General features: G+C 67.8%; 9 protein-coding genes and 2 pseudogenes. 6 read left to right on the top strand and 5 right to left on the bottom strand.

Annotation, left to right across the window (positions count from 1 at the left end; genetic code table 11):
- Positions 1-84: 84 nt before the first annotated feature.
- The gene (locus ABZT17_RS38540; RefSeq protein WP_356356282.1) at positions 85-564 is read right to left on the bottom strand and encodes a hypothetical protein; all 480 of its coding nucleotides are present in this window, start codon (positions 562-564) and stop codon (positions 85-87) included.
- Positions 565-1,036: 472 nt separating this feature from the next.
- On the opposite strand from ABZT17_RS38540, the gene ABZT17_RS38535 reads away from it, so the two are divergent.
- On the top strand, positions 1,037-1,465 hold the full coding sequence (locus ABZT17_RS38535) for a DUF6210 family protein (RefSeq protein ID WP_356356280.1): 429 nt from the start codon (positions 1,037-1,039) through the stop codon (positions 1,463-1,465).
- A 7-nt stretch (positions 1,466-1,472) separates the two neighbouring features.
- On the opposite strand, the pseudogene ABZT17_RS38530 reads toward ABZT17_RS38535, so the two are convergent.
- Positions 1,473-1,741, bottom strand: a pseudogene (locus ABZT17_RS38530) (IS5/IS1182 family transposase); the annotation flags it as partial.
- A 261-nt stretch (positions 1,742-2,002) separates the two neighbouring features.
- Between ABZT17_RS38530 and ABZT17_RS38525 the strand changes: the two are divergent.
- From ABZT17_RS38525 to ugpC, 4 genes are all read left to right on the top strand, one after another.
- Positions 2,003-3,256, top strand: a complete 1,254-nt coding sequence (locus tag ABZT17_RS38525; RefSeq protein WP_356356278.1) for an ABC transporter substrate-binding protein — start codon at positions 2,003-2,005, stop codon at positions 3,254-3,256.
- Positions 3,257-3,314: 58 nt separating this feature from the next.
- Positions 3,315-4,268 (top strand): sugar ABC transporter permease, encoded by a 954-nt coding sequence (locus ABZT17_RS38520; RefSeq protein ID WP_356356276.1) that lies wholly within the window; start codon positions 3,315-3,317, stop codon positions 4,266-4,268.
- Positions 4,268-5,101, top strand: a complete 834-nt coding sequence (locus ABZT17_RS38515; protein WP_356356275.1) for a carbohydrate ABC transporter permease — start codon at positions 4,268-4,270, stop codon at positions 5,099-5,101. Before ABZT17_RS38520 ends, ABZT17_RS38515 begins: the two co-directional genes overlap by 1 nt.
- Before the next feature lie 89 nt (positions 5,102-5,190).
- Complete coding sequence (gene ugpC, locus ABZT17_RS38510; protein WP_356356273.1) at positions 5,191-6,378, top strand: sn-glycerol-3-phosphate ABC transporter ATP-binding protein UgpC; 1,188 nt, start codon at positions 5,191-5,193, stop codon at positions 6,376-6,378.
- Positions 6,379-6,584: 206 nt separating this feature from the next.
- On the opposite strand, the gene ABZT17_RS38505 is transcribed toward ugpC, so the two are convergent.
- Both ABZT17_RS38505 and ABZT17_RS38500 read right to left on the bottom strand, forming a co-directional pair.
- Complete coding sequence (locus ABZT17_RS38505) at positions 6,585-6,971, bottom strand: fic family toxin-antitoxin system, toxin component (protein WP_356356271.1); 387 nt, start codon at positions 6,969-6,971, stop codon at positions 6,585-6,587.
- Positions 6,968-7,249, bottom strand: coding sequence for a DUF1778 domain-containing protein (locus ABZT17_RS38500; RefSeq protein WP_356356288.1), 282 nt, complete (start codon positions 7,247-7,249; stop codon positions 6,968-6,970). The genes ABZT17_RS38505 and ABZT17_RS38500 overlap by 4 nt, the downstream gene beginning before the upstream one ends.
- 1,161 nt (positions 7,250-8,410) lie before the next feature.
- Here ABZT17_RS38500 and dacB point away from each other — a divergent pair.
- The gene (gene dacB / locus ABZT17_RS38495) at positions 8,411-9,676 is read left to right on the top strand and encodes a D-alanyl-D-alanine carboxypeptidase/D-alanyl-D-alanine-endopeptidase (RefSeq protein ID WP_356356286.1); all 1,266 of its coding nucleotides are present in this window, start codon (positions 8,411-8,413) and stop codon (positions 9,674-9,676) included.
- Positions 9,677-9,697: 21 nt separating this feature from the next.
- On the opposite strand, the pseudogene ABZT17_RS38490 reads toward dacB, so the two are convergent.
- Positions 9,698-9,903, bottom strand: a pseudogene (locus tag ABZT17_RS38490) (N-acetyltransferase); the annotation flags it as partial.
- Between the last annotated feature and the right edge of the window lie 93 nt (positions 9,904-9,996).

Genomic DNA, 9,996 nt, shown 5'->3' with positions numbered 1-9,996 from the left:
CGGGCACGTACTTAATCACAACGGACATCCGCCCCCTCGGCGTGTCGGACGGCTTCCCATTCTGCCGTGTCGCGAGGCCCAAGTTCAACAGCCGGTGGCGGGGTGGGTGGCTGGGGGAGTGGTGGCCTGAAGGTCCCAGTCGGAGGGGGTGAAGGCCGAACCGCCCAGCAGTTGTACGGTGCCCTGGATGTTTGTGGCCACGGTCTTGTGCCAGTACCAGGGGCCGGTGGGGGCGGAGTGGGTGGTGTCGAAGGTCCAGCCCGATGTTCGCAGGGCTGACTTCAGGTGCGCGATGACCTGCGCGTCGGTACCTCCGCCGGTGAATTGCAGGTCCACCGTCGGTTCGTCCCAGCCGTAGGTCGACTTGATCCCGTCACAGGAGTCCCATGTGGGCTTGGTCGCGTGCCGGGAGGAGATGTGGGCTGAGGCCGGAGCGACGGCGAGGACCGGTTTGATCGCCGCGAGGAGTCGTCCGCCCGGATCGGGATTGCCGACCGGCTGCGGCGTGCTCGCGCACCCGGCCAGGATCACGACTGCCGCACCCACGACTGCGGAGACCGCCACCGAGCGTCTCCCTGCGGGTGCTGTCGTCCTGGGAGTGTTGATCATGACCTTCAGGACGTCCGCCCGCCTTGTCCGGTTCCCCGCAGGCCACCCTCGTCCAGGGGTGGCGCGTCCTGGCAGCCGTGGCGGGGTGGCGCAGGTGAGGGTCTCGCAGTCGGGGACCGGCCGTCAGAGGGTTACTCCGGCGACTTGAGGAGGATGGGCGCTCGTCGCCGGCCAGGACACGGTGGCGGGTGAGTTTGTGGCTCGCCTGCCGGGGTTGGGCGCCCATTCCCGATCGTGGGAGTGGCGGCTGAGTGCCGGTCACCGTCCGGTGCGGGACGTCGAGGGCGCTGTAAGGGCCCGTGCGTTCGCCGGGACTGCGCTACCGGTCCGGCCGTACCCTCCCCTCGTCCTAGGCCGTGTCGCGCAGTTGATCTTGCAGGTGGGAAATGTCGTCGCGCTCGTGGTCGGCGGCCGGAAGACTACGGCCATGAGCTGTCGACGCTTCGTTTTCCTCGACCCGGACGGCATGAGTGCCGGTGGGTGGCTGTACGTGGTGGTCGAGGCGAAGACGGGGGTCTTCTATCAGCAGCAGTACGGCGGAACCGCCTGTCGGCAGGGGCAGGTCGAGGGTTTCCTGGTACCGCTGTTCGGCCCTGATGAGCTGGACGCGTTGCGCGAGCTGTTCGAGAAGCACTTCCGTGGTGCCGGCACCTGGAACTACGCGTGGCCGGATGACGAGCGGGGCAGGCTCCGCGAGATCATCGGGGCCATCCACTACTGGGCATGCGATGGGTCCACTGAGGAGCCGCGCCCCCTGCGCCTGGACGCGAGCCGGATCGGTGAGGCCGATGAGGCCTGGGTGCCGGTGATCACGCCGGACGGCCCGGCCGTGCTGGTGTGGTTCAACTCGGACTGACCAGCGATCAGTTGCCCGCCCTGAGCCAGAGGATCAGCGCCGCGGTGATCGCCCCGGCCCGGTAGCGGGCCGCCAGTTTGTGGAACCGGGTTGCCACTGCGTGAACTGCTTCAACCGGGAGAAGTACCGCTCGAGGACGTTCCGGCCCCGATGGGTGGTCTCGTCGAAAGCCGGCGGTCGGCCATCCGTGCCCGCCGGGCGGGCTCGGTTGGCGATCTGGTCCCGGCGCTCGGGGGTGGTCGCCTTGATGCGTCGACGCCGCAGCAGAAGGCGGATCTGGATATCGCAGTCGGTCTCCGTGATGGCTGGAGGTTCCAGCCGTAAACGATCGTCTGGTGTACGCCAAAAATGGGATGTAGGCCATTTGCCCGTATGTGCACTTGTTGTTGCTCTATGTAGTGCTTAGCGTTCGTTGGGTAGATGAACGGCTGCGGAATCCGACCTCCGTGGCCACCGGCCCGGAAGCGAGGTGTGGAGCGCGTGGACGCGAGGCCCGGCTTGCGGCCCCTTCCGGCCAGGAGACGCCCCAGGGGGAGGATGCGACGGCTGCGCATGCTCGCCGTACTGCCCCTGCTGGCGTCGACGCTCGCCGCGTGCGGCAGCGGGGAGGGGTCCGGCCGACCCACCTTGAACTGGTACAACTTCCCCGACGACTCCGGCGCGCTCCAGAAGGCGGCCGACCGGTGCAGCCAGGCATCCCACGGCCGCTACCGGATCAGCTACAACAAGCTCCCCCGTGCCGCCGACGGCCAGCGGCAGCAACTCGTCCGCAGGCTCGCGGCCCACGACAACGCGCTGGACATCCTGGGCCTGGACGTCACCTGGGCGGCGGAGTTCGCCGAGGCGCGCTGGATCCGTGAATGGACCGGCGCGGCGAAGCAGCAGGCCACCGAGGGCACCCTGCGGGTACCGCTGCAGACCTCGACCTGGAAGAACAAGCTGTACGCCGTCCCGTACAACACCAACACCCAGCTCCTGTGGTACCGCAAGGACCTCGTGCCGACCCCACCCAAGACCTGGGCCGAGATGATCGGCATGGCCCGCAATCTCGCCCGCCAGGGCAAGCCGCACTATGTGGAGATCCAGGGCGCTCAGTACGAGGGACTGACCGTCTGGTTCAACACGCTGATCAACAGCGCGGGCGGCTCCATCCTCAACCCGACGGCGACAAAGCCCTCCCTGGGTGCGCCCGCCGTGCGGGCCGCCACGGTCATGCGCAACCTGGCGCGTTCCGTGGCCGCGGACCCCTCCCTGTCCAACCAGATGGAGGACCAGAACCGCCTCGCCATGGAGTCCGGGAGTGCCGCGTTCGAACTCAACTATCCCTTCGTCTATCCGTCGATGAAGGCCAACAATCCGGCACTGTTCAAGAACTTCCGCTGGGCGCCGTACCCCAGGGTCGACGCGAACCGCCCGGCACGGCCGACCATCGGCGGAATCGACCTCGCGGTAAGTGCCTACACCCGCCACCCCAAACTGGCGTTCGAGGCCGCCCTGTGTCTGCGCAACAGGGAGAACCAGCTGACCGCCGCGCTCGTGGGCGGTCTGCCGCCCACCCTGCGTGGCCTGTACGACGAGCCGTCGTTCGTCAAGGCGTATCCGTTCGCCAAGGAGGTGCTGACTTCCCTGCAGTTGGCGAGCGTGCGCCCGCTCACCCCCGCCTACCAGAACGTGTCGATCGCCGTCTCCCACACCCTGTCCCCGCCCTCCGGTATCAAGCCCGTGAGTTCGGTCCGCACGATCAGGGACCAGATCGACGACGCTCTGCAATCCAAGGGAGTGATCCCGTGAACCACCACCCCCTTGGCCGACGCGCCCCAGTGCCGGCCTCGTCCTGCGGCGGTCCCCGATGAGTACGCAGGCCGAACCGGCCGGAGCCCCGCCGCCCCCCGAAGCCAAACAGACCAGGCAGGACCGGGCGGCGCTGTCGGCCGGCGCCAGGCAGGAGCGGCGGCTCGGCTGGCTGCTGTGCGCGCCGGCCGTGATCGTCATGATCGCCGTGACCGCCTACCCGATCGGATACGCCGTCTACCTGTCACTGCAGCGCTACGACCTGCGCTTCCCGGCACAGGCGAAGTTCGTGGGTCTGAGCAACTACGGTGCGGTGCTGTCCTCGACGTTCTGGTGGCAGGCCTTCTGGGTCACGCTGTTCATCACCGGAGTGTCCGTGGCCATCGAACTGGTCCTCGGCATGGGACTCGCCCTGGTGATGCACCGCACCATCTTCGGTCGCGGCTCCGTACGCACCGCGGTCCTCATCCCCTACGGCATCGTCACCGTTGTCGCCGCCTTCTCCTGGCAGTACGCCTGGACGCCGCAACTCGGTTACCTCGCAAGCCTGTTGCCCAGCGGATCGGCCCCGTTGACCCATCAGTGGTCAGCCCTGTGGCTGATCATCCTCGCCGAGGTGTGGAAGACGACTCCGTTCATGGCCCTGCTGCTGCTCGCGGGCCTCGCGCTGGTCCCCGAGGAAACGCTCAAGGCGGCCATGGTGGACGGCGCCACCGCCCGGCAACGGTTCTTCAAGGTCGTGCTGCCGCTGATGAAACCGGCCATTCTGGTGGCGCTGCTCTTCCGCACGCTGGACGCCTTCCGGATCTTCGACAACATCTACATCCTGACCTCGGGCGCCCACGAGACGGGCTCCGTGTCCATCCTCGGTTACGACAATCTGTTCACCGCGCTGAACCTGGGCATCGGTTCGACGATCTCGGTCCTTATCTTCATCGCCGTCGGGATCATCGCCTTCACCTTCGTCAAGCTCTTCGGCGCGGCCGCACCTGGCGCGGAGGTGAAGCGCTGATGGCCGCAGTGGGGAGAACGCACGCCACCCGCTGGGGTGTCGTCAACCTGGTGGTGGTGCTGTACGCCCTGTTCCCGGTGTGGTGGATCGCCGCGCTGTCGTTCAAGGCGCCCAGCACGCTCACCGACGGCAACTACATCCCCCGGCAGTGGACCTGGGACAACTACCGGGGCATCTTCAAGACCTCCGAGTTCACCCGCGCACTGATCAACTCGATCGGCATCGCCCTGATCTCCACGGTCATCGCAGTGGTGCTGGGCACCATGGCCGCCTACGCGGTGGCCAGGCTCCGGTTCCCCGGCAAGCGGGTCCTCATCGGCATGTCGCTGCTGATCGCCATGTTCCCCCCGATCTCCCTGGTCTCCCCGCTGTTCAACATCGAACGCATCGTGGGGATCTTCGATACGTGGGTGGGGCTGATCATCCCGTACATGACCTTCTCGCTGCCGCTGGCGATCTACACCCTGTCGGCGTTCTTCCGGGAGATCCCGTGGGATCTGGAGAAGGCCGCCAAGGTGGACGGGGCCACGCCCGCGCAGGCCTTCCGGCTGGTCATCGCTCCGCTGGCGGCGCCGGGCGTGTTCACCACGGCCATCCTCGTCTTCATCTTCTGCTGGAACGACTTCCTGTTCGCCATCTCGCTGACCTCCACGCAGGCGGCGCGCACGGTGCCCGCCGCGATCGCGTTCTTCACCGGAAGTTCGCAGTTCCAGCAGCCCACCGGGTCGATCGCAGCGGCCGCCGTCGTGATCACCATTCCGATCGTCATTTTCGTCCTGCTCTTCCAGCGGCGCATCGTCGCCGGACTGACCTCCGGGGCGGTCAAGGGGTGACCGGGCTGACCGCGGCAGGCAGCCCGCCGGTGCGGGACACCAGCCCCGGCACCCGGACCCGGAAGGCATGAAGGCAAGGAGGAGGCACCATGGCCGCGATCACCCTCGAGGGAGTCACCAAGCGTTTTCCCGACGGATCCCTTGCCGTGAAGGACGTGGATCTCGACATCGCCGACGGCGAGTTCGTGATCCTGGTCGGTCCTTCCGGCTGCGGCAAATCCACCACCCTGAACATGATCGCCGGACTCGAGGACATCACCGAAGGCACCCTGCGCATCGGCGACCAGGTCGTCAACCAGCTCGCTCCCAAGGAGCGCGACGTCGCCATGGTGTTCCAGAGCTACGCCCTCTACCCGCACATGAGCGTGCGCGAGAACATGGGCTTCCCGCTGCGGCTGGCGAAGGTGGACAAGGCCACCGTCAACTCCAAGGTCGAGGAGGCGGCCCGGATCCTCGACCTCACCGAGCACCTGGACCGCAAACCCGCGAACCTCTCCGGTGGCCAGCGTCAGCGGGTGGCCATGGGCAGGGCGATCGTCCGCGATCCCAAGGCGTTCCTGATGGACGAGCCCTTGTCCAACCTGGACGCGAAACTCCGGGTGCAGATGCGCACCCAGATCTCCCGCCTCCAACGGCGCCTCGGCACCACCACGGTGTACGTCACCCACGACCAGACCGAGGCGATGACCCTCGGCGACCGGGTCGTCGTGATGCGGCAGGGCCTTGTCCAGCAGATCGGCACGCCCGCACAGCTCTACGACCTGCCGCGCAACCTCTTTGTCGCGGGCTTCATCGGCTCGCCGGCGATGAACTTCCTCAACGCCACCCTTGAAGGCGGCATGCTGCGCTCGCCGTTGGGTGATCTGCCGCTGGAAGACCGTACGAGGCAGGCTCTGGAACGGCAGAACGCGCCCCGCGAGGTCATCATCGGCCTGCGGCCGGAGGCCTTCGAGGACGCGGCCCTGTCGTCCCGACCAAGCCACGGCGGCCCCGTCTTCACCGCCAACGTGGACGTACTGGAGTCACTGGGCTCCGACGCATACGTGTACTTCACCGCAGAGGGCGGATCCGCTACGACCGCGGAACTGGAGGAACTGGCAGCCGACTCGGGTCTGCGCGACACCGGCGCGGAGGTCCAGCAGATCGTGGCCCGCCTGGACGCCGCCACACGCGCCCGGGAGGGCGCACCGGTGGAGTTGCTGGTCGACATGACCAAGGCGCACGTGTTCGATCCGGCAACGGGAGTGAACCTCACCCATCCCGAGAGTCAAGCCTGACGATGCCGCACGACCGGACGGCGATATCAACGGCCACACCGGCCACCAGATGCCTCCGCCCGCCGCACACAGGGCATGGGGTGAGCGCGCAGCCGCGGCAGTACCGCCCGAGTGACCCACAGGGCGCCGATCAGACGGGTCCCGAGCTGGTCGCGAGCCTGTTGCCCGCTGACCTCCGCTACCGCGCCCAACGAGACGGAGCCCTATCAGCCAACGCTCCATGCACGCAACTGACGGCCCACCATGCCAACCCCCACTGCACCGGAAGCCGCGTCCCGCACCAGGGCGACCGCCTCCTTCGGTGGATACTCCATACGACACCCGTTCAGCGCGAGGTAGGCTTCCGCACAGTGCCACGCGAACGCCTCGTTGGAGTGCTCCAGGCATGGCAGCCGCACCAGCGTCTGCAGTAGGGCCGCCGCCCTGAGATACAAGGACCCGTAGACGTCGCGCTCCATGGCCCGGGCATTGACCCGGGCGACCGCCGCGTACAAAGGGCCGTAGTCGTCCACCTGCGGATCACCGGGCAGCAGTTCGGCAGCGTGCAGCAGGAAAGCCACATCAAGAGGATGAAGCGGTTCGTGCTGAGTCACGCGGCGTGACCCCGCTTCTGCTGCTCCTCAAGATCTTGCCGCGCGGCGAGCTCCGCATCGCGATGCTCCCTGTCGGCATCGGCCGCGTCGGCCGCTTCGGCGAAAGCGTCGCCGCTACGCGCCATGGATTTGTTGAAGGCGTCGAGGAAGTGCGTCTCCACCGCGGTGGCACGGGCGTAGGCAGCGGACAGGATGTACTCCTGCAAGCTGACGCCCTCGTGCCGCGCCGCGGCTTCGATCGCGGCGCGCTGGGCGGGATCGGGGAATCGTAGGTTCATCGCTTTGGGCTGAGACACGGTACCGATGGTATCGCTGGTACCAGTAGATCGCCACGGCGGAAACGGGGGCCCGGCCCCGGGCTGCCTGCGGGCGGGCACCGGGTGATCATGGCCGAAGGCAACGGCGCCTATCTGTCCGCCCTCAAGACTCACCTGCTGCTCGGGCACCTGGAGCACGCGACCGGCAACCACCACGACCGTCACCGCGCCAGCGTCCTACTGATCACCTCGCTCGACACCACGTGCCGTCCGACCGGTGCGCACTGCGCACCGCCTTCACCGACAGGGGCGCCGCGTGCGGATCTGCCGCCGGGTCGGCAGGGCGACGTTGGGCGCCAGCGACTGCGCAAGCCGTGCCGGCGCGCTCGTGGCATCGCTGGCGTTGCCGGCAAGCCGCGCGGTGAAAGGCACCTGCGCATAGCCGCCCGGGGCGGCTGCAGCCGCCCCGGTGCGCATGCTGGTGGGCGTGGCAGTGGCGGTCCAAAGCGCCACGTGGGTCAGGTATATGCGGCGAAGCATCGCCTCCAGCTGGGCGCTGGCCGCTGGGCGCAGCAGCGGTTTGGCCGGGTGGGGTACACGTGCCTCACACATGGTCGAACTCCCGGGTGGCCTCCACCTCGTAGTGCCTACCAGACCACCGGCCACGAAGGCCCGACTCGGACACCTGGAGACTGGGATCTTGAGATTCCGGAGGAAGTAGCACCAGGTGGGAAATAAGTACACGAAGCGGTACACGCCGCTGCCCGGGAACTCGGCATCAGCTCCGAGTCGCTGCGCGGCTTGATCAAGGAGAAGTTTCATGTCGCGCCCCCACCGCGGCGGGGTGCACCGCGGCCAGGTCTTTCCGGCGGTACCGACGGCGGGTGCGCACCGAATCCACCGATGCAGAACGGGAGTTGAGGCTTCCCGTGTTACCTGTGAGTCGTGTGTGACTAGTGGTACTGTTCGCGCGTTTCTTCACTCCGCGCGATCCCCCACTAGTGCAGGCCTTTGGAAACTCAAATGAACGACTCAGCCATAGCGGCCCCCGGGACTCCCTCCGTGGAAGCCCACTCCACCGGCCATCCGTCCACCGGGCGTTCCTTCGCTCCCGGAGGCCGCCGGCGGCACCGCAAGTCCAAGCCGTTCGGGCCGGGCGCCCGCCGCGCCCTCGTCCTGGCCATGGCCGTTCCCATCGCCTCGGCGGCGCTGGCCGGTCCCTCGGCCTTCGCCGCCGACGGCGACACCGTCAGAGCGACCCCCGACTCGGCACCGGACACGGCCGCCGACCCGGACCCCGGCGATCAGCAGATGATCGCGAACCTCACCAACCGCATCACCGACGTTCGTCTCGGAAGCAACGTGAGCGGTGTGGTGCTGGACGCGCAGACCGACCGCACCCTGTGGGGCCACAACGCCTCCACCGCGTTGATGCCGGCGTCCAACACCAAGCTCGCCACCGCGACCGCTGCCCTCACCGTGCTCGGCCCGGACCACCGGTTCACCACCAAGGTGGTCTACGGCAACGGCACCCTCACCCTCATCGGCGGCGGCGACCGCATGCTGACCGGCGACGACCTCGCCGAGTTGGCGCAGACAGCGGTCGCCGGTCTGAAGGCCGCAGGCCTGACCACCGTGAAGGTCCGCGTCGACGACAGCCTCTTCCCCGAACCGACACTGGCCAACGGCTGGAACGACGGCTACTACCCCGACTCCGTGGCCCCGGTTCGCGCACTCGTGGTCGACGGACATGGTGTCACGGACACCTCGATCGACGCTGGACACGTCTTCGCGCAGAAACTCGCCGCCGACGGCATCACCGTGGACGGCGACGTCACCCGTGCGCAGGCGAGTTCAACCGACGTACCGGTGGCCCGGCACCAGTCCCCGACGCTGGCGGACACCGTCCACCACATGCTCAAGGTCAGCGACAACAACATCGCCGAGACCCTGCTGCGGATGACGGCGCTGGCCGCCGGCCGGCCGGCCACCTTCGAGGACGGCACGGCCGTCGTACGCGGTGTGCTGAGCAAGGCGTACGGCATCTCGCTCGCCAACTTCGAGATCTACGACGGCAGCGGTCTCTCCCGCGCCAACCGGATCCCGGCCGCCACGCTCGCTGACATCCTCGACCTGGCGACAGAGCCGCGGTACCAACACGTCCTCGGCTCGATCGTCGACGGCCTTCCGATCGCCGGCGAGGCCGGCAGCACGCTCGGCCCGGAGTGGGGCCGCTTCGACGACCCGAACTCCTCATGTGCTGTCGGAAAGGTCAGTGCGAAGACCGGCACACTCACCGGTGCCATCGCACTGAGCGGTCTGACCAAGGGCACGGACGGCCACTGGAAGGTCTTCTCCTTCGTGGAGAACGGCTCCACAGCGGCCCCCAACTCCATCAAGGACGCGATGGACGGCCTGGCCGCAACGGTCAACGGCTGCTGGGCTTGAGCTGTTCACCCCACCGTCCGGTCAACCCACGCGGTTGGTGAGGGTGCACTCCGTGATCCCCGGCGGACAGTCGGGGATCACGCACACCACCTGGTGGCCCCGCCCCTCGAAGAACTCCGGAGCCTTGAAGTCCACTTGGAGCCAGCTCGTCCAGGCGTGGCCGACCGGACCGCCAGAGCGCCCTTGGCGTCCAACGCCCAGACATGCAGCGGAGCTTCGGGCTCACCAAGCTGCCCCAGCACAGGAAGTGGGCGGCCTGGAGGCGACCATCACCCGTATCCGGGCCCAGCTCCTGGGCGTTGAGCGCATGACACCCGAGG

Origin of the sequence: Streptomyces sp. NPDC005648 (genome assembly GCF_040605395.1) — a bacterium.
In the GTDB taxonomy this organism is placed as follows: Bacteria; Actinomycetota; Actinomycetes; order Streptomycetales; family Streptomycetaceae; genus Streptomyces.
The sequence above is the reverse complement of the archived record's forward strand: the minus strand, read 5'-3'. Positions and strand labels throughout refer to the sequence as shown.

What these genes read in the sequence shown, in the direction of transcription:
- ABZT17_RS38535 (WP_356356280.1), top strand. Translation starts at nt 1,037, where the DNA reads ATGAGCTGTCGACGCTTCGTTTTCCTCGACCCGGACGGCATGAGTGCC.
- ABZT17_RS38525 (WP_356356278.1), top strand. Translation starts at nt 2,003, where the DNA reads ATGCGACGGCTGCGCATGCTCGCCGTACTGCCCCTGCTGGCGTCGACG.
- ABZT17_RS38520 (WP_356356276.1), top strand. Translation starts at nt 3,315, where the DNA reads ATGAGTACGCAGGCCGAACCGGCCGGAGCCCCGCCGCCCCCCGAAGCC.
- ABZT17_RS38515 (WP_356356275.1), top strand. Translation starts at nt 4,268, where the DNA reads ATGGCCGCAGTGGGGAGAACGCACGCCACCCGCTGGGGTGTCGTCAAC.
- ugpC (WP_356356273.1), top strand. Translation starts at nt 5,191, where the DNA reads ATGGCCGCGATCACCCTCGAGGGAGTCACCAAGCGTTTTCCCGACGGA.
- ABZT17_RS38500 (WP_356356288.1), bottom strand. Translation starts at nt 7,249, where the DNA reads ATGAACCTACGATTCCCCGATCCCGCCCAGCGCGCCGCGATCGAAGCC.
- dacB (WP_356356286.1), top strand. Translation starts at nt 8,411, where the DNA reads ATGGCCGTTCCCATCGCCTCGGCGGCGCTGGCCGGTCCCTCGGCCTTC.